Consider the following 20,040-nt stretch of genomic DNA (forward strand, 5'->3'; position numbering starts at 1 on the left):
TTGCTGATATTCGTATGTTCGTTCCTACTGATACTAATTCAGTCGCTTTGAGTTCACTTATCGGTCCTCCTAATAATTATTGGGGGGATGATGATGGAGATTCTGGCGTTAGTGCTACTGGTTCTTTGAGTTTATCTATCGTTGATAAAAGAGGTCAATCTGTATCACGTAATTCCGTGTTAACGACTTGTAATTCACCTTATAAGGTTACGTTATCTAGTACTAACGGTACATTATCTACTCGTTACGGCGTTCCTAATCGTAGCACTTTCAGTGCCCGTAATGAGACTTATTACGTCAATCCTAAGGCTGGGGCGGTTGTTTGTTTTGCTCGGCCTAACTTAAAGTTAGGAAAGAGAGGTGATTTACCTCATCTACCATCTTATGATTTAGCTGGCCCAGCTTCGATGTGGGACCCTGCTAAGGGTTTTCTCACTCAAGAAACAGACCCGTCACTTTACGGTAGAAACTTTCCTACAACTGGTGCTAACAAACTGTACTTTGATTTACTCATTAGTGGTGTAAGTCAGCCATTGTCTTGGTCTCCTGTTTCTCATGGAGGTATCACTGCTACTATGTCTAATCCTACTGCTACAAGCGTTCGTGTTACTTTAACGGGTCCTTACGCTACTTCATCCCAACAATGGTCAGACCATCCTAGTCCTATTTCTAAACCTACTTTGCCTCAGACTTTCGAATTGGTCGGTCGTGATGGTAATGGTACTCCAGTCGTCAAATATGGTTTTACTTTGAAGCAGTGGTTCGTCAACCGTGGTAGTGAGGAGAGAACTCATTCTAATACATTATCTTGGTGTAATAGTATTGGTTATCGAATGCCTCGCGTAAGGGATTTAACCAACTCATCTTGTCCTAACAACGATTCTAGGTGTTCTGGTTCAGTCGGCGCCACCCCTTCCTCGCCGGGGTATTATTACATGCGTCATATAGGTTCTGGTTTTTTAGCTGAGTGGGGCAAAATGGATGATTATTCAGGCGTTGGCTTCTACTACAATAGGTACTGGACTAGTGACCCGAGTGGTAGTAACCAGTTTGTCGTGCACACATTCTCCGGTTGGGTGGATTGGACATCCACCACCAGCACCTACTACGGCCTATGCTCCCATCCTTAGTTTTTATTTCTTCGTCCTTAATCCTTAGGGCGGGGGTGGGGGGTGATAAAAAATAGTGTTAAGTCATTAAAAGTAAGCTGACTCAAGGAGTCAACGTCGTTTAGCTATAAAAAGCGATTTTGCGGCTAAGCGGCAAAAATGCTGGGCACCGAGGTGGTGGTTAAAAATATTGATATTAAAGGAGTAATATAAAATGAATATTGAAGAAAAAATAGCGTTAAGCAAAAGGCCGGTTCAGTTTATAGCCGAAGGTAATTTTTTAAAGCTTTATAATCAATCATTATATGTGGTTGAGCAATTATAGGGTTTTAACTTAAAGGTAACGGCAAAGTATATAAAAAAAATTGATGAAATTATTATTTGCGGTGGATTTCCTACCAGTTCTATTACTAAACGCTACCCCAATGCCAGCCCTAATTTGACGGGGTATGAGTTATTGGGTGATTATGATTTAAGTGGCTATGAGCTATGGTATCAAAAGCATTGCCAAATACCGAAGCAAAAAACACCACATCCCCCTCACACAGTGACTACAACCCAAGAGGTAAACGAACAGTTAAACGAATTTCGCGATATGAATAAACCTTTAACGGTTCAGCATCTATTATTTTTACAATCATGGCAGGCAAATAAATACCCTGCCATGGTAGATAGTGCGTTTATTCAGGAATTAAAGAATTATTTTAGTGAATTGCATTAATAGCAGAGCACACTGTGCCTGATGGCACTATCGGATACGATTTATCAAATCCGCTGATAGAAAAAAGGTTATAAATAAGGTCAGCATTTTTTACGCAGAGCTTGATGTCGAAGATAAACCATCCGCCCCAACTGGGGCGGATTTTTTTAGGCGTAAGGATTCTTTTGCCTTGCTATATCGCTAGAATTTCATACTGGCGCTAATGATAGCGTGGAATTTAGCAGCTGGTATCGATTCGTAAGCTGTGGTGTAGTTTCTGTTTAAGATATTATTGAGGTCTAACCCAATATGGTACTGGCGATTAGCGCCAAATGAGGTTGTGGTTGATAAGTTTAATGTTGACCATCCGCTGTAGTGATAAACAGATGAATCACCGCGTTTTGTTGCGTTGGTGGCAAATCGCATAAATAGGTCTGAATCAATATCAAATTTATCAAAATAAGCTGTATGTTTTATCCCTGCACTCCCTGTAAAGCGTGGGTTGCCGGTGTCACGAGTGCTGTAGGTATCTGTTTCGATTTTACGGCTTAGGTAATTCCCTTTTAGATAAGGATTCACCGGAAGGTCTAGGTATTCAACACTTAATTCTAAGCCATGGGTTTTGGCTTTGTTGGCATTGATATAGTAAGCATTAGTACTTCCCAATGCGCCATTACATATCGACGAACCATTACAGTTCATTTGGGTGATGTAATCTTTAGCATCTGAGAAGTAGATAGCTCCATCAACTAGTAATTTGTTATTGTTATAGCGTAAACCAATTTCGTAGTTGTTGGATTTTTCAGCTTTTAGATTAGAGTTTCCATAACTAGTTTGTCCACCCGCTGAAGTAACCGCATAAAGATGAGAAAGGGTAGGGTAAACATATCCTTGAGCAAAAGAGGCTCTTAATTGAGTATTTTTAATTCCAGAGTAGGTTAATCCTGACGATACGACAAAATTGTTATCATGAGTTTTCTTTTTTCTATCGATACTGTGGCTAGATGTTGTTGGACCCCTAACTGGAATTATGTTAATGGTCGTATTACCTTTTTTTAGTTTTGATTCGACCCAATATTGGCGGGCACCAAGATTCCAAGAGATATCATCGGTTATTGCCCAATCATTTTGTCCAAATAGCGCAATACTAGATTGTTGCCATTTGTTAGTTGAGTCTTTGTGTTGTGTATTTCTTCTTACTCTTGATATCATGACATTGTGTGAATCTTGGTCTACATTGTCTTGTTGATACTGTATACCAGTAATCAGTTGCATATCTTTATGTGGCTGCATATCTGATTGGAATGTCATACCATAGGTTTTTTGTTCGTCATTGGTTGCAGTGTTGTTCGTTAATGGCACCATAACAATATGGTTTCTAAATTGACGATTTATTTTTTGGGCGTAAGCATCATAATGAAGTTTCTTTAAGAAATCGCCTTCAACATCATAATCATAGAAAAATCCAACTTTTTCTCGTTTCAGTTCCGGTATTTTTACCCAAAATTCTTTAAGTGCTGGTTGTTTTTTATTTTCGTCCGTATAGGTTTTGGTATTCAGTTTATAACGATCTAATGATATACCAAATTTGTGTTTATCAAGGTTGAGTCCAAACCATGAGCTTATGCTGTTATTATCAAAGTCGGTATCATGCAGTTTGCCTTGATACGCTTTGCGATCATTGTTTTCAGAGTAGGTTCCACTGATTCGGTAATCAAATATTTCATCAATCGTGCCGTTTACCGTGCCCATTTCGGTAAAGCCATTGGTCGATTGGTTATAGATTAATTTGGCATCTCCGGCTAGTGGTTTTCCATCTTTACTTCCTTTACGGGTTATAAAGTTAACGACGCCACCAATCGCTTGCGAGCCATATAATACTGAGTGAGGCCCTTTAATCACTTCGATGCGTTCAACTGATTCCATGTCGATTAATACACCCGCACTTGAACCGTGTCCGGAACGGTGATAAGTCACTTCTTGACCATCAATTAACATTAAAATACGCGAAGGAGCTTCACCACGAATCATGATTTGTTTGCGTCCTGCTAGTGCGTTATCGGTAATTTCAACGCCTGGAATATCACGCAGTGCTTCAACCACAGAATCGCCATTGAGTTTTTCAATCTCGTCACGGTTGACTGCATTAACAGATACTGAGCTATCCCATACTGTCTTTTCATTCCGATCAGCGGTAACGATAATGGTATCTTGTGGATTGCCTTTTTTTTCTTCTGCATAACTATCTGCACAAAAACAGATGGTTAATATTGCAACATAATGTAATTTTGGGGTCATAAAACTTCTCTTTGTCTCTTTTGTATAACGTTGTATTGATATAAAATTGCAAATGATAATCATTATTATTATGGATGTAAATAATTAAATTAATTCGAATTGTATTAATTGTGAGGATAAGTGTGGATTTTTTAACTTTGTCACATTTTTAATAACAAAATCACGCAAATTGCCGATTTTTTATTTGTGATTATCGATAACAAATTTTACAATAACCACTCAATATATAAGTTAGGTTATGCAAAATGTCTATTGCTGTTGTAGAAGTTAATCGTAAATCAATTTTACACAATGTTGAATTTTTTAAACAAAAATCTCCAAACTGTACTTTAATGGCAGTGGTTAAAGCGAATGCTTATGGCCATGGCATGGAAGGGGTTGCTCAGTTGTTGGATGGTAAAGTTGATTGTTTTGGTGTTGCACGAGTTTCAGAAGCAATAGCTTTGCGTCAAGTTGGTATTCGTGGTCCTATCGTGCTTTTGGAAGGTTTTTTTCCGCATGATGATATTAACGATTTGCTTGATTTTAATTTGCAACCAGTTATCCATTCAAGTTGGCAAATCGATGTTTTAAATACGATCCCTTTTGCAAATGAGATCACAGTTTGGTTTAAGATTGACACTGGTATGCACCGTTTAGGTTTTCATATTGATGAAGCAATAAACGAGTTTAATCGTTTAGCTAGCTGTAAAGCTGTTCGCCAGCCGATCAATATTATTAGCCATTTTAGTAGTGCAGATGAGTTAGGTTCTTCACAAACCAATACGCAAATAGCACGTTTTAATGAATTTGCTCGTTTGGTTAATGGCTGTCAACAATCGATTGCAGCATCAGGTGGTTTACTTGCTTGGCCTGATTCTTATCTTGATATGATTCGAGTTGGTATTGCGTTATATGGGGTTTCGCCATTTTCTGATGCGGTCGCTGATTTACAACCCGCTATGACGCTCAAATCTGAATTAATCGCAGTACGTAAGCATGAAAAAGGACAATCAGTTGGTTATGGTCAAACTTGGACAAGTGAAAGTGACACTGTACTAGGGGTTGTGGCGATGGGATATGGTGATGGTTATCCGCGCGATATTCCAGAAAATACACCCGTGAGTATTAATGGTCGCTTGGTACCGATTGTTGGTCGTGTTTCTATGGATATGATTGTGGTCAATTTAGGACAACACTGCCAGGATAAACCCGGCGACGAAGTCATTTTTTGGGGCAAGGAGTTGCCGGTTGAACAAATCGCTAAGCACACGGGAATGAGTGCTTATGAGTTATTAACGCGCTTAACTTCACGCGCAAAAATTCGTTATAAAGACTAGGTTATGATTAAAAAATTTATTTTGTATACGTTACTGACGGTAGTTTTACTCGTCGGTGGTTCATTAGCTATTGGTTATTATTATTTACAACAATTTTCTAAGCAACATATGAATGTCACGGCTGATAATCAGATGTTTGTGTTGAAAAAAGGCACTTCTTTGCATCAATTAGTTGAGCAAGTTAAGGAGAGTGATTTAATGCAACAAGCGTATTTGTTGCCTTATTTGTATAAACTCAATCCCTCTTTAAGTTCGATTAAAGCGGGAACTTATCAATTACATCCTCATATGACTGTTGATGAGTTTTTAAAATTGTTGGTGTCGGGTAAAGAGAGCAGTTTTTTTGTGCAGTTTGTTGAAGGTAAGCGTGCTAAGGATTGGTTAAATGTGCTTAGTAATACGCCTTATATTAAGCAAACATTAACCGGTAAGTCACATGATGAGATTGCGAAGATATTGGGCATTGATGATGGAAAATTGGAAGGTTGGTTATCACCAGATACATATCAATACACCGCAGATAGTTTAGATATTAATATTCTTAAGCGTGCCCATTTGACGATGAAAAACAATCTACAAAAAGTGTGGGATAATCGCGATAAAGATCTGCCTTATAAAACACCTTATGAGTTGCTGATTATTGCCTCGATTATTGAGAAAGAAACAGGCATAAGCTCTGAACGTGCTAATGTTGCTTCGGTTTTTGTTAATCGTTTAAAAGCAAATATGAAGTTGCAAACCGATCCAACCATTATTTATGGGTTAGGGGATAATTATACGGGTACGATTAGGCGTGTTGATTTGACTGATACCAATAATCCTTATAATACTTATGTGATTGAGGGGCTACCACCAACACCAATTGCTATGCCAAGTTTAGCATCACTTGAAGCAGCAGCACATCCAGCTAAAACGAATTATCTATTCTTTGTTGCTAATGGTACTGGTGGTCATACATTTAGTAGCAATTATAGCAATCATCAACAAGCGGTTAATGAATACCGCAGAATGAACAATTAATTTTTCAATTTTACAGCCACGGTTGTGGCTGTCTTTCTTTTCGATTATTCATCTGTTGACTGAGTGGTGGTTAATTCATCAAGTTGTTTAATTAGCGCTAATAAATCATCTACCTCTATTTCTTGTTGTTTGTATGACTCTTCAAAATAAGGATGGAGAGCAAATTTAGGTATTTCGCTTTTAGCATCGATTAACGCCTGTATGCGCGGAATAAAGATCCACTGTAACCATTCATGCGGTTGCATGGTGTCGAGTGCAAATGGCTGCTCACTTAAAAAAGCTTCTGCCTCAGGGGGTGAGGGTTGCCATAAGTTAAGGTTTTGCAGTTCATCTTTAATTAGGTTCAGTTGTATTGAAATTGTTTTCATATTAATCAGTGTTTGATAATAATTCCAATCAAAGTAAGGACCAGGATCGGTTTTGCGATCTGGGGCTATGTCACTATGTCCAGTTATATTTTCGATTGGGTAGGTTTGTTGTAATAGTATGGTAACGTTGGCAAGTTGCTGGTATTGTGCCTCGGTAAAGTTGTCGGTATCACATCCTTCCATTTCTATGCCAATTGAGAAGTCGTTGCAGTTTTCTTTACCTTCAAATACTGACTTACCTGCGTGCCAAGCACGTTTATTAAATGGCACAAATTGAATAATTTCACCATCGCGTCTTATAAATAGGTGACTTGATACTTGTAGTTTATAGATATCGGCAAAATAAGGGTGCTGATTTGGATCGAGCTTACCGGTAAAAAGTTGTTCAACATAAGGCCCGCCATATTGGTTGGGTGGCAGGCTGATATTATGAATAACTAATAATGTGATGGGGTCAGTGCGATCATTATAATACGGCGATTTGACCTGTTTGATATTGCTTATCCAACCATCAACTATTTTTAACACTTTTAAGGTCATTATGGCTCCAATAGTGTGTATTGCGATCTTGTTCACAACTTTGATTAATACAATGTTGATTGTGGTAATCAATTTGTATTTTAACTTCCAAATCTTTTATCTGGTTATTATTTCATTTTTTCAGTTTGCTATAAAGTCATTCTATCTATCATTTGATTAATCTTTAGAGGAATTTATGTACAAGCAGTCTGGATTTACTTTATTTGAGTTAATGATCGCCATTGTGGTAGTCGCCATTTTAACAGCTATCGGTTTGCCAGCCTATCAAAGTTATGTCAAAAAGGCCGCTTTAACCGATATGCTTCAATCAATGACAGCCTATAAAACAGCGATTGAAATTTGTGCTATTGAGCAGGGCGCATTAAATAAATGTAATGCTGGAGCAAATGGTGTGCCCACGACAAGATCGACTAACTATGTTACTTCGATCAATGTTACTAATGGCGTGATTACTATTGTCGGTAAGAGCGCGTTATCTAGCTTAACCACAACTTTAACACCTAAGTTGAACTCATCGTTAGGCAATTTAGATTGGTCACGTACCTGTGTCACCAATCCTGTTGATAACAGTTTAAAAACGGCTTGTGAAGATATTTTTAAATTTCAATAAATTATGATGCAAGAAAATCAATTGGTTGAAAGTCTCGATAAGCTATTATTATCAGCACTGGATAAGCGAGCATCTGATATTCATTTCGAGCCTTATCAAAATTATTATCGAATACGCATGAGAATTGATGGCGTTTTGCAAAATAGGCTAATGCCACCACTTAGCCTTGCTAAGCAGATCACCGCCCGATTAAAAATTATGGCTAATTTAAATATTGCTGAACACCGCTTACCGCAAGATGGTCAATTGGTAATTAATAACTATGCAATGCGAATTGCCACCTTGCCGGTGATCAACGGTGAAAAGATTGTATTGCGGGTTATGGATAATCATGAATCTGAGCTAACCATTAATGATTTAGGATTAACCGAACAAGATCTTCTCACACTTAAACAGATTTTAGATTATCCGCAAGGGTTGATTTTGGTTACTGGCCCAACCGGCAGTGGTAAAACTATGACTTTATATAGTACGTTAAAGCATCTAAATAAAGCTGAATGTAATATTTGTAGTGTTGAAGATCCGATCGAAATACCTTTAGAAGGTATTAATCAAACCGCGATTAATCATAAAGCCGGTCTAACTTTTTCGGTGATATTACGCGCTTTATTGCGCCAAGATCCAGACGTGATGATGATTGGCGAAATTCGTGACCATGAAACTGCCGAAATTGCCATTCAAGCAGCTCAAACAGGCCATTTAGTATTATCCACTTTGCATACTAATTCGAGTGTTGAAGCAATAGTTCGGTTAAATCAAATGGGCATCAAAAATTATCTTTTATCGTCCAGTTTGAAATTGGTTATCGCTCAACGGTTGGTGAGAAAGCTTTGCCAACATTGCAAAGTCGTTGCTAGTGAACTAACCCTAATTGATAATCAACCTTCACCACACTTTATCGCCATGGGGTGTGACAAGTGTGTAGGTGGTTATTTAGGACGAGTAGGTGTATATGAACTATTAATGGTGACCCCAGAAGTGCAACAACAGATTATAACTAATCAACCAATCTCACCCCAAAATAGAGTCACATTACTACAAGCTGGCTTTAAATTAGTACAACAAGGTATCACTACTTTGGCTGAATTAAATCGGGTTTTAGGTGAAGTAGTCATTGGGTGATAGTGTATGAAGCGGATCTATTTTTGGTATGACATTAATTTTCATCAAAATAAGATTATTGCCACATCAAAGCAAGATGTGAAAAGACAGCTTTTATTGCAAGGGCAAATCGCGATTAAAATTCGTGCCGGAAATATTATTACTAAAAAAAGTTTTCATCCGAGCGATCTGCTAATTATCACAAAACAGTTAGCCACCATGTTAAAGGCTGGATTATCGATTGTTGATAGTTTGAGATTACTTCTTGATGATCAGCCTAAACCTCAATGGCAGTATTTGTTATCAGACATTAGTCAGCAAATCGCCAAAGGTGAATCACTGTCATCTGTTTTAAAACAATATCATTCGGTATTTCCTGCGCTTTATTGTGAAATTATTGCTATTGGTGAATTAACCGGACAACTCGATCACAGTTTTGAACAACTAACCGCGCATCTTGAAAAATCATTGCAATTACAAAGACAGATTAGAAAGGCAATGCGTTATCCGCTTTTTTTATTGTCAGTGTCAGTAGTGGTTATTATCGTGATGATGTTTATTGTATTACCAAAATTCGCCGATATTTATCAAAGTTTTGATGCTCAATTACCTTATTTTACCCAGCTAGTGATTGATATTGCGAATAAGGTTCAGCAAAATGGTATACTCATATTATTAGTGCCATCGCTGGGTTACTTTTTATTCCAGCGTTTTTTTAAAGTCCGCTATCAACTCACGATTGATCGGCAAAAATTAGCATTGCCGTTATTGGGGCAAGTGATTCAATCACAATGCTTAATGCAGATTTTCCACACATTAGCGATCACTCAACAAGCAGGTATTCCATTACTAACAGGACTTAGTGCTTCGGCAAATACTACAGGAAATAGTTATTATCGTGACATTATTAATAAAATAATTAACGGTATTGAACAAGGTAATGCCTTTAGTCAAATGCTATCGTCCTATTTTCCTAAACTTTGTGTACAGCTAGTTCATGCTGGCGAAGAGTCAGGATCATTAGATGTTATGCTTAATAACTTGTCCCTCTATTATCAACAACAAAATCAAACCTTAACCGATAATTTAGTCAAAGCATTTGAGCCGATTTTGATGCTATTTTTAGCATTGATAATTGGAGGATTAGTGATTTCGATGTATTTACCCGTATTTCAAATGGGAGATGTGATTCATTAATGGCTGTCTTGGTTTTTTGTGTTGGGCTTGCGGTCGGTAGTTTTTTGCAAGTTGCTTATTGGCGATATTCGCCTTCACAATCTTTGTTTGATTATTTAGTTGCTATCACGTTTCCTCGTTCTTCGTGCCCACATTGTCAACACTCACTTTCTGCTTGGCAGTTAATTCCAGTGCTATCATGGTTAATATTAAAAAGGCGATGTTATTTTTGTCGGCAAAAGATCGCTTTTTGCTATCCAATTTTTGAGTTGGCTGTAGCGGGATTATTTTTACTAATATATTTGAACAAAGATCTCAATTTTCAAAGTATGTTATTAATGCTACTTGCGAGCTATTTTTTGCTTTTAGCACTGATTGATTTTCGCTATTTTTTATTGCCTGATTTTTTTACACAACCTTTGATGTGGGCTGGGTTGATGATGGCTTATTTTGATCTAAATTCGTTAACCATCAGCGACGCCTTAACGGGGGTTTTTTGTGGTTATTTAATGCTTAAATTACCTGCTGTCTGTTATTTTTGCCTAACAAAACGAGCCGGTTTAGGTGGTGGGGATATTAAGCTTGTCGCGGCTCTGGGTGCTTGGCTACCTTATCAATTAATTCCATTATTGTTAATTATGGCATCATTGTCAGGCATACTTTTTTTCATTTTGGCAAAATATAAGCAAACTATGCATGACATGATCGCCTTTGGTCCTTTTCTGTTGCTATCTGGTTATTTAATCATTTTCAGTTTGTGATCTTGATTGTTTTTTAATTACATCTCTTTTGGTATTCACATAAAATTCTTGCACTCCTTGGCTTATAACTAAAAAAGATAACGATAAAAGAATTAGTTATTTTTACTTTATTCAAATTAAGATTATAGTGCGAATAAAGTCTTTTCAGATTTATAGCTAAATGTAAGGAATAATCAATGACTAGTACTACCGCGAAAAGCATTGCTGCATTAAAAGATGAGATGATTGAATGGCGTCATCATATTCATTCTCACCCTGAAACTGCATTCGAAGAGAAGCAAACAACCCAGTTTATTATCGAAAAGCTAAAATCGTTTGGAATCAATGAACTGTATACCGATTTTGCGCCAACTGGTGTAGTAGGGGTTATTCATGGTAAGAATAAAGGTCGTACTATTGCTTTACGTGCAGATATTGATGCGTTGGATATCGTTGAAGAAAACAAAATTGGCTACTGTTCAAAAATCCCCGGTAAAATGCATGCTTGTGGGCATGATGGTCATACTGCAACATTGTTAGGCGCAGCAAAATATTTAAGTGCCAATCGTGATTTTTCTGGTACGGTGGTGGTGGTCTTCCAACCCGCTGAAGAAAACGAAGGCGGTGGTCGAGTGATGGTGGAAAATGGTCTATTTGAAAAATTTCCTATCGAAGCTGTTTATGGTATGCATAATCAACCTAATTTAGCGTTAAACCATTTTTTAATTAATCATGGTCCGGTGATGGCATCTTATGATGTTTTTGAAATTAAAATTACTGGTGTTGGTTCACATGCTGCTGCACCACATTTAGGTAGAGATACCATTTTAACCGCTACTAATATTGTCAATAGCTTGCAAACAATTGTCAGCCGTAATTTAAATCCAACTGATTCGTTGGTTATTAGTGTGACACAGATTCATAGTGGCGATACTTGGAATGTGCTTCCACAACATGCGGTGATTCGTGGAACAGTTAGGGCATTGAGTGCTGAAGATCAAGATTTGGCAGAAGAAAGAATCAAACATATTTCAACTGGAACCGCTTTAACGTTTTGTACTAAAGCCGAAGTTGATTATCAGCGCCGTTACCCAGCAACTATCAATCATGCTAAACAAGCGGATATAGCAATTAAAGTTGCCCAAAAACTTGTGGGTAACGATAAAATTGTGATTGATTCACCACCAACAATGGGGTCAGAAGATTTTGCTTTTATGTTGCAAAAAGTGCCGGGCGTTTATATCAAAATTGGTGCGGGAGAGGGCGCGAATCTTCATAATCCGTCGTATAATTTCAATGATGAGCTGTTAACAACTGGTGCACAATATTTTGTTGAAATTGTTCATCAAGAGTTAGGAAATTAAGATATTAAAAAGCAGGAATAATTATAAAACTATTCCTGCTTGATCGATATTAAATTATAAATTTAATTCACTATCAGGTTGGCCTTTGACTCTGAATTTTGTTTCACTATCAAGACCATTTGCTAACACTACTTGAACATAAATTTCATCATTTTGCCCAACTTTTAATGCCGCCAAGACCTGACCACCTTCACGCCAGTTTCCTTCAAGTTCATATTCAAGTTTATCACCGATTTCCGGTAATGCTTTACTATGACCTTTTAATAGATAAAGCCCTCGATTATTTGCACCGCGGAATTGCGCTCTAGCTACCATCTCTTGCCCACAATAACAACCTTTATCAAAGCTTATCGCTTTAAAATGTTGTAAATTACAAGCTTGAGGAAGCAGACTTTCAATATTAGGAGCATCAATAATAGCGTGACCTGCTTCTAATTCAAGTTGTAACCAGCGATCAGATGGTTGTAAATCACATGGTTCAGACGATACTTTTATCACCCGCAACTTAGGCGAAGTGAGTTTAAGATACGTAACACCATCAATAGTGACACAATTGTGATCGCCCAATGCTGAGATCACAGAAGGATCTATTGCATCATCTTCCAATCCGACTAGATTTAAATCCAGAACGGGCTCTATAGTTACTTTAGAAAAAACTGCTGTTTTTTTCAATTCACTAATTTGTCTTTCGGCAACACTTTTACGTAAGATATAGAATATATCTTCACCTCGTTGGAATAATATAAAATTACTCCACATACGTCCTTTTGCATCACAATGTGCTGCAAATGATGCTGAGTTTTCGTTAATACGATTAAGGTCAGCGGTTACTTGTCCCTGTAAAAATGTACGGTTATCCATACCTGATACTTTGACTAATTGCCAATCAGATAGGGAGGTTTGTTTGTAATAAGAATTGGCCATTAAACACACCTTTCAATTATAATGAGCCCTAATATACATATATAAAAGAGCGTAAACAAAAGCGAAAACGCCTTTAATAATTCAAAATTAATCAATTAGTCGATCGATTAATTTCTCACTATTATTGCATTAAAATAGATAAAATAAACTTTTACAAGTTATTTCTTTCAAAAATGAGTACTAGTACCCAAAATTGAGAATAAGTTAACTTATATTGTTGACTTTATTGATTTTCTGTATTAGTTCATGCAAAATGGGGAAAAATGACAAAATAGTTATAAATGGAGGCAACAACCATGGCAAAATTGTCAGGCGCAGAAATGGTCATTCAATCCTTGATTGATCAGGGAGTTAAGCAAATTTTTGGTTACCCAGGAGGCAGTGTTCTAGATATTTATGATGCCATTCATACCCTAGGTGGAATTGAGCATATTTTAGTCCGTCATGAACAAGCTGCTGTGCATATGGCTGATGGTTATGCCAGATCAACTGGAGATGTCGGTGTCGTTTTGGTTACCTCTGGTCCTGGTGCAACGAATACTATTACCGGTATTGCTACTGCTTATATGGATTCTGTGCCTTTAGTTATCTTATCTGGTCAAGTCGCCAGTAATTTAATTGGTAATGATGCTTTCCAAGAGTGTGATATGGTTGGGATCTCTCGCCCGATTGTTAAACATAGCTTTTTAATAAAAGATAGCAAAGATATTCCAGAAACGATAAAAAAAGCATTTTATATTGCCTCAACAGGGAGGCCCGGTCCAGTTGTGATTGATTTGCCAAAAGATATTGTTAATCCGGCAAATAAATATAACTATAGCTATCCACAATCAGTCTCAATGCGCTCTTACAATCCAACCATTCAAGGGCATAAAGGACAAATCAAAAAAGCATTAACTACATTATTATCAGCTAAAAAACCCGTTCTATATATTGGTGGCGGTGTAATTAGTGCCAATGCTAGCGAAGCGGTTAAATCTTTAGCTGATAAATTAAATCTTCCTGTTGCCTCAACCTTAATGGGAATTAGTGCTTTTCCAGGAACTGATAAAAAATATTTAGGTATGATTGGTATGCATGGTGTCTATGAAGCAAACATGGCCATGCATAACGCCGATGTGATTTTTGCTGTCGGTGCTCGCTTTGATGATAGAACGACTAATAATGTTGAAAAATATTGTCCTAAAGCAAAAATTATTCATATTGATATTGATCCAACGTCAATATCTAAAACAGTATCCGCTGCAATTCCGGTAGTTGGCGATGCTAAAAAAGTACTTGAAACAATGTTAACTCAACTCAATGAAATTAATGTTGATCGTGATTTAGATGCGCTAATCGATTGGTGGAAGCAAATTGATCATTGGCGTGCGCGCAAATGTTTAGCATACAGCCACAAAGGTAAAAGCATTAAGCCGCAAGAAGCCATTGAAGTTTTATATAAATTAACCAAAGGTGACGCATATATTGCTACCGATGTTGGTCAACATCAAATGTTTACGGCACTTTATTATCCATTTGACAAACCGCGTCACTTTATTACTTCTGGTGGACTGGGTACTATGGGATTTGGTTTGCCAGCGGCATTAGGTGTTAAACTTGCGTTTCCTAAAAAGCATGTAGTTTGTGTGACTGGTGATGGAAGTATTCAGATGAATATTCAAGAGCTTTCAACCGCATTGCAATATGGTTTGCCAGTGATTGTATTAAATCTTAACAATCGCTTTTTAGGGATGGTTAAACAGTGGCAAGATATGATTTATGCTGGTCGTCACTCTTCATCTTATATGGAGTCACTCCCCGATTTTGCAAAAATCGCCGAAGCTTATGGTCATGTAGGTATGAGGATTGATAAACGTGAAGATCTGGAACCGAAACTTAAAGAAGCACTTTCGATAAAAAATCGTTTAGTCTTTATTGATGTCATGACGGATGCGACAGAACATGTTTACCCAATGCAAATTCGTGGTGGAGCAATGAATGAAATGTGGCTAAGTAAAACGGAGAGAACCTAATGCGTTATATACTATCAATTTTAACAGAAAACGAACCGGGTGCTTTGTCACGAATCATTGGTTTATTTTCACAACGTGGATTCAACATTGAATCGATTACTACCGCACAGACCGAAGATCCAACCATGAGTCGTATGACGATTCAAACAACGGGGGATGAGCATGTAATTGAGCAGATCCAAAAACAACTGCATAAGCTGGTCAATGTTTATCGAGTGAATGATTTAACCGAAGGTCCTCACGTTGAGCGTGAAATCATGATGGTTAAAGTAGCGGCGAAAGGTTCTGATGCGCGTGATGAAGTAAAACGCTGTGCTGATATTTTTCGAGGCTCGATAGTCGATGTAACTGCTACTCATTACATCGTACAGTTATCAGGGACGAGCGAAAAGTTAGACTCGTTTTTAGCCTCAATTCGTGAAACGTGTAATATTGTTGAAATTGTGCGTTCTGGAATTATCGGTCTATCTCGGAGTGAAAAAACAGTCAATCATTAATTTTATAATTAAAAGTTAAATTTTTACTTTATTATAAAATAAGACTTATGGGGAATAAGTTTTAATGCATTTTTTTGCTTTTTTGACCGTAATTCACATAATTATTTCATTTATTTATTCTATTATTTCTTATCCAATAAAAAAATTTAGAATAAATAAATATAAAAATAAGCTAATAGCCGGTAGTTTTACTGACCTCAAACCTTTTAGAATGTTAACTAAACAGGAAAGAGATGGTTTAGAAACCTATTTATCGATGAACCAATCTTCTGGGAAAAAGAAGTCATCATTAGTTTCTCGAGAAGTGATGTTAATATCCGGTAGTTGTGTCAAACAAACTAAATTTTCGCATACTGAAAACACTTGTTCCTATAAAATCCAAAATATTGATGTTGTATTTCCTTTCAATATGGATCGTTACCTTACTGATTATAACGAAGTTGAAATTGCGCTTACGCAAAATTTCGCTATTGCTGTTGATTTAGATGTTGACAGTAAAAAAATTGTCCGTTATGGCTACGATATGTCGATTAGTAAAGAGGTTGAACAATTTGGGCCACCAAAATTTTGGGGACGTAATCTATGGCTTTTTTTAGCTGGCATGTTCTACCTTTATGCTATCAATAATCAAGCAAAGGTGAGTGACAATTTATTATTTTTTTATCATCAATACAATCACGATTCTAAAAGTTGGTTTTTTGATGAGCCATCAAAATTAGTTACTAGCGACATCAAGTCGGGTGATGTAGTGAAATTAAATTTTTTAGATGTGTCATGTGAAGTACCTGTTAAAAATAAAGCCGATAGATGTATTGAAGCATTAATTCAAAGTGTCGATACCTCTTTTCATTTAGCCAGTTCCTCAAGCTATTTTCTTCTACATGGTTTAAAAGAAAATACAACTTCTTAATCGGGTGAGAGTGAAGATCCACAATCTATCGTTCATGCAGATCATGTCACGGTGTCCGGATTTGTTTCGAATGTTGATTATGACGCTAATCATAACATTTCAACATTAACCATAAATACGCAAGAGTTATACCAAAAAGATATAAGCGAAAATCTATTACCAATTTGTGTAAACCTGCTGTTATTTTTGCTTTTCGCTTCAGCCACCATTTTTAACGGTATTATGTTGTTATTGAAACCCATTGTGAATCGAATTCGTAACTTTAAAATTAAAAATATCTATACTTATCGTCTACTTTAAGTTGATTTTTACCATTATTGAGATTTTTTAATAAAAAAAACAGGCAGATTAAAGATTTAATCAGCTTAAAGACGAGAAAATTTAAATCTAACGGCGTATCAAGCGCTTTTTTTATCAATAGTCATTTATTTCCAAATTAATTTCTAAAAATGTGGCATAGAACATTGGCTTCGGACTTATGTCCTAGTTAACTGAAAAATTTCCTTATTATAATTAATTCAAATCACTAATTATTTAGGAAATATTATGACCGCACATATCAATGCTAATCCCAACGACTTTGCACAAACCGTTATCATGCCAGGTGATCCTTTACGGGCGAAATTTATTGCAGAAAATTACCTAACCGACGCCAAAGAGATTTGTAATGTACGTAATATGCTTGGATATACTGGTTTATATCAAGGAAAAGCCGTGTCAGTAATGGGGCACGGAATGGGTATTCCATCAATAACCCTTTATGCACATGAACTAATTAATGACTTTAATGTTAAACGGATTATTCGAGTAGGTTCTTTAGGTGCCACACAGCAAAGCGTTAAAATGCGTGATGTGATTTTAGCTGTAGCAGCAGGAACCGATTCGATGACAAATCAAAAAAGAGCAAATGGTTATAACATTGCTACATCAGCGACATTTTCCTTATTACATCGAGCTTATGAAATGGCTAATAACATGAATTTACCGGTTAAAGTAGGGAATGTATTTAGCGGTGATCTTTATTATGATCCTGACGAAACATTAATAAGTACACTGGAAAAATCAGGGGTGTTAGGTATCGATATGGAAGTGGCTGGTCTATATGGAATTGCTCAACAATTCAATGTCGAATCGTTAGCGATTTTAACCGTTTCAGATCACTGCTTAACTGGTGAAGAAACAACTGCGGAAGAGAGGCAAATGACATTTAATAATATGATCAAACTTGCTTTAAACGTGGCTGTTAACTCTTAATTTATTGCGTTTCTCGGATGGAAATATGAAAAATAAATTATCGCTCACACTTATTAGTTTTTTAGCTAATTTTATTATGGCTGGCTTTGCCAGTCAGTTTGGTATGCTAATAGAACCCATAGCACAGAGTTTTAATGCAGATGTAAACAGTGTCGCATTCATTTTTTCTTTATTAAATGGTGGGGCGTTAATAGGCACTATTTTGGCATTCTTTTTAATCGATATTATTGGGATTAAACGCATCACCTTGCTTAGTTATTCGATTATAATTGCCTGTTCGCTCATTTTATATATCACAAACTCGCTTTTGATACTTCAAGTTTGTATGACTTTGATTGGTTTGTGTGGTGGAATAGGGCTCTGCATTGCGGGGACGATTGTGGTATCAACTTGGCAAGATAAGATACAAAGTACAATGTTAGTTGTACAAGATGCGACATTTAACATTGCTGGTGTCATCTTCCCACTGATTACTACCTACGCTTTAACGCATGACTTATCTTGGGCAAGTAGCTATTTAATGGTTGGGCTGGTAACAGTCTTAATGTTATTCATCATTATATTGACTAATTTCGATTTAATTAGTCATCCAACAGTCAAACAGTCTCAGCCATCAGAGTGGAATTTTGGGATATTATCTGCTGGTATTGGATTATTTTTGGCAATGTTAGCATTATATACCTTCTTAACGTGGGCCCCGTTATTTGTTAGCCAAAAATTTTCTATATCGTTTGAATTGGCTGGCAATATTATTACCCAATATTGGGCAGCAGCTTTAATTGGGGCATTAGTTTCAACGGTGATCGTGACGCGAGTTAAAATTGAACACTTTTTTATCTCAATTATTTTATTAGCTTTTATTATGACATTGATGATCGTCAACACCGAATACAGTGATAACGATAGCCTTGATCGCATTGGCTACTTAACTTATGGATATGGATTCGTCTGCTCTGCTTTATATAATGCCTTTGTCGCTTATGGTGTAACCTTTGTAAAAAATGCATCAAGCAAAAATGTTTCATTTATTTTAATCAGTGGCAGTGCAGGGGCGATGTTTAGCCCAGCTATTAGCTCAATACTGCATAACTATTTAGACATTCAAGTTATTATGAATACCATACCAATATATTATGCCGTTATTATCGTTATGTTGGCTATATCAATGTTCTTAAAGAAAAGAGCTCTAAAAAAGTAATCAATGAAATTAACTTAGGATATCGCTTTTATTACAATGGTTGACTATAATGATGCCTCTTCAGAATGAGATAACGCGATAGATAATTAACTATCAATATGTTATCGATTCTGATGGGGTATATATTTTGTGGTTAAAAACTTCGGTGATATGCAATTAAAATCATTAAATAAAGGTCGATTTAGCCGTTATTGGCAGGAAAATAATAAATTACTCGAATCAATTATAGAACAATGCATTGTAGAAAAGAAAATTGTCGATGAAAAAACCACGCTTTTTCATCAAGGATGTAAAGTCGATAATTTAGTTGTTGTTTATAATGGTACGATTTCGATACGCTATCAGGCAAATAATGGTCGTCGATTCCATCTTGGTACAGTAGATTGTGATGAGCATATATTTGGTGAAATGGAGTTTTTTACCGACTATTTATGTCAATTTGATATCATTGCCGAAGAAGCCCTAACTGTCGCTATCGTCAGCATTGATAAATTATATCAATCATTACTCAAATATCCTAAATTAGCACTGTTTTTTGCTAGTGCTATTGCTTTTGATTATCAAGAAACATTAGATATCTTCTTAAAAAGAACTTTATATTCAATCTGTTATAACATTGCTTATGATATATATCAGCATCATCTAAATATTCATCCCGTTAATAATTTTCAAAAAAACTACTTAGAAGCAGAGCGTTTTGGCACTACCGATCGTGTCTATCGTCGGGCCGTTAATGAATTAATTCATTTAGATATTATTCATAAAGTTGCTGGTAAATTGGAAATTAAGGATATTGATAATTTAAAAGATTTTATCGAATTCAGAGGAAAATTCGCTAAATAGAGTAGGAGTAGATTAAAAATAAACTCGTTTTTTAAAAACGCAGTTTTTTAATAA

At 36.4% G+C, this 20,040-nt stretch carries 18 protein-coding genes and 1 pseudogene; 15 read left to right on the top strand and 4 right to left on the bottom strand.

Features of this window, described 5'->3' with window-relative positions:
* Nucleotides 1-1,130: hypothetical protein (locus tag J3U23_RS11515; RefSeq protein WP_267339284.1), on the top strand; the 1,130-nt coding region annotated here is incomplete at its 5' end.
* A 436-nt stretch (nt 1,131-1,566) separates the two neighbouring features.
* Nucleotides 1,567-1,830 (top strand): hypothetical protein, encoded by a 264-nt coding sequence (locus tag J3U23_RS11520; protein ID WP_267339285.1) that lies wholly within the window; start codon nt 1,567-1,569, stop codon nt 1,828-1,830.
* A gap of 180 nt (nt 1,831-2,010) precedes the next feature.
* On the opposite strand, the gene J3U23_RS11525 is transcribed toward J3U23_RS11520, so the two are convergent.
* Nucleotides 2,011-4,107 carry a TonB-dependent receptor gene (locus tag J3U23_RS11525; protein ID WP_267339286.1) on the bottom strand — a complete coding sequence of 699 codons (2,097 nt, stop codon included), beginning with the start codon at nt 4,105-4,107 and terminating at the stop codon, nt 2,011-2,013.
* Nucleotides 4,108-4,352: 245 nt separating this feature from the next.
* Here J3U23_RS11525 and alr point away from each other — a divergent pair, with 245 nt between their 5' ends.
* The gene (gene alr, locus J3U23_RS11530) at nt 4,353-5,426 is read left to right on the top strand and encodes an alanine racemase (RefSeq protein ID WP_267339287.1); all 1,074 of its coding nucleotides are present in this window, start codon (nt 4,353-4,355) and stop codon (nt 5,424-5,426) included.
* Nucleotides 5,427-5,432: 6 nt separating this feature from the next.
* Entirely contained in the window at nt 5,433-6,446 is a 1,014-nt protein-coding gene (mltG, locus tag J3U23_RS11535; protein ID WP_416379945.1) for an endolytic transglycosylase MltG, read from the top strand.
* Nucleotides 6,447-6,490: 44 nt separating this feature from the next.
* Here mltG and J3U23_RS12120 read toward each other — a convergent pair whose 3' ends face one another.
* Entirely contained in the window at nt 6,491-6,814 is a 324-nt protein-coding gene (locus tag J3U23_RS12120; RefSeq protein ID WP_416380080.1) for a YqcC family protein, read from the bottom strand.
* A gap of 3 nt (nt 6,815-6,817) precedes the next feature.
* Nucleotides 6,818-7,354, bottom strand: a pseudogene (ampD, locus tag J3U23_RS12125) (1,6-anhydro-N-acetylmuramyl-L-alanine amidase AmpD); the annotation flags it as partial.
* 175 nt (nt 7,355-7,529) lie between these two features.
* On the opposite strand from ampD, the gene ppdD reads away from it, so the two are divergent.
* The 5 genes from ppdD to J3U23_RS11565 all read left to right on the top strand — a co-directional run bounded on the left by ppdD (nt 7,530) and on the right by J3U23_RS11565 (nt 12,345).
* Complete coding sequence (gene ppdD / locus J3U23_RS11545) at nt 7,530-7,964, top strand: prepilin peptidase-dependent pilin (protein ID WP_065733906.1); 435 nt, start codon at nt 7,530-7,532, stop codon at nt 7,962-7,964.
* Between the two features lie 3 nt (nt 7,965-7,967).
* Nucleotides 7,968-9,086, top strand: a complete 1,119-nt coding sequence (locus tag J3U23_RS11550; protein WP_267339289.1) for an ATPase, T2SS/T4P/T4SS family — start codon at nt 7,968-7,970, stop codon at nt 9,084-9,086.
* Between the two features lie 6 nt (nt 9,087-9,092).
* Entirely contained in the window at nt 9,093-10,262 is a 1,170-nt protein-coding gene (gene hofC, locus J3U23_RS11555; RefSeq protein ID WP_267337798.1) for a protein transport protein HofC, read from the top strand.
* Nucleotides 10,262-11,002: a prepilin peptidase gene (locus tag J3U23_RS11560; protein WP_267339290.1), complete on the top strand. Its 741-nt coding sequence runs from the start codon at nt 10,262-10,264 to the stop codon at nt 11,000-11,002. The genes hofC and J3U23_RS11560 overlap by 1 nt, the downstream gene beginning before the upstream one ends.
* A 176-nt stretch (nt 11,003-11,178) precedes the next feature.
* Nucleotides 11,179-12,345 (top strand): M20 aminoacylase family protein, encoded by a 1,167-nt coding sequence (locus tag J3U23_RS11565; RefSeq protein WP_267337796.1) that lies wholly within the window; start codon nt 11,179-11,181, stop codon nt 12,343-12,345.
* 54 nt (nt 12,346-12,399) lie between these two features.
* Here J3U23_RS11565 and ygfZ read toward each other — a convergent pair whose 3' ends face one another.
* Complete coding sequence (ygfZ, locus tag J3U23_RS11570) at nt 12,400-13,269, bottom strand: tRNA-modifying protein YgfZ (protein WP_065733911.1); 870 nt, start codon at nt 13,267-13,269, stop codon at nt 12,400-12,402.
* A 296-nt stretch (nt 13,270-13,565) separates the two neighbouring features.
* On the opposite strand from ygfZ, the gene ilvI reads away from it, so the two are divergent.
* From ilvI to J3U23_RS11600, 6 genes are all read left to right on the top strand, one after another.
* Nucleotides 13,566-15,284, top strand: coding sequence for an acetolactate synthase 3 large subunit (gene ilvI, locus J3U23_RS11575; RefSeq protein WP_267339291.1), 1,719 nt, complete (start codon nt 13,566-13,568; stop codon nt 15,282-15,284).
* Nucleotides 15,284-15,781 (top strand): acetolactate synthase small subunit, encoded by a 498-nt coding sequence (gene ilvN, locus J3U23_RS11580; protein ID WP_267339292.1) that lies wholly within the window; start codon nt 15,284-15,286, stop codon nt 15,779-15,781. The genes ilvI and ilvN overlap by 1 nt, the downstream gene beginning before the upstream one ends.
* A 64-nt stretch (nt 15,782-15,845) precedes the next feature.
* Complete coding sequence (locus J3U23_RS11585) at nt 15,846-16,691, top strand: IgaA/UmoB family intracellular growth attenuator (protein ID WP_416380079.1); 846 nt, start codon at nt 15,846-15,848, stop codon at nt 16,689-16,691.
* Between the two features lie 546 nt (nt 16,692-17,237).
* Nucleotides 17,238-17,945: a purine-nucleoside phosphorylase gene (gene deoD / locus J3U23_RS11590; protein ID WP_267330693.1), complete on the top strand. Its 708-nt coding sequence runs from the start codon at nt 17,238-17,240 to the stop codon at nt 17,943-17,945.
* 25 nt (nt 17,946-17,970) lie between these two features.
* Nucleotides 17,971-19,143, top strand: a complete 1,173-nt coding sequence (tsgA, locus tag J3U23_RS11595) for an MFS transporter TsgA (RefSeq protein ID WP_267330694.1) — start codon at nt 17,971-17,973, stop codon at nt 19,141-19,143.
* Between the two features lie 150 nt (nt 19,144-19,293).
* Entirely contained in the window at nt 19,294-19,986 is a 693-nt protein-coding gene (locus J3U23_RS11600) for a Crp/Fnr family transcriptional regulator (RefSeq protein ID WP_065734165.1), read from the top strand.
* Nucleotides 19,987-20,040 lie beyond the last annotated feature (54 nt).

The sequence above is a fragment of the Gilliamella sp. B3367 genome, assembly GCF_026536825.1.
In the GTDB taxonomy this organism is placed as follows: domain Bacteria; phylum Pseudomonadota; class Gammaproteobacteria; order Enterobacterales; family Orbaceae; genus Gilliamella; species Gilliamella apicola_E.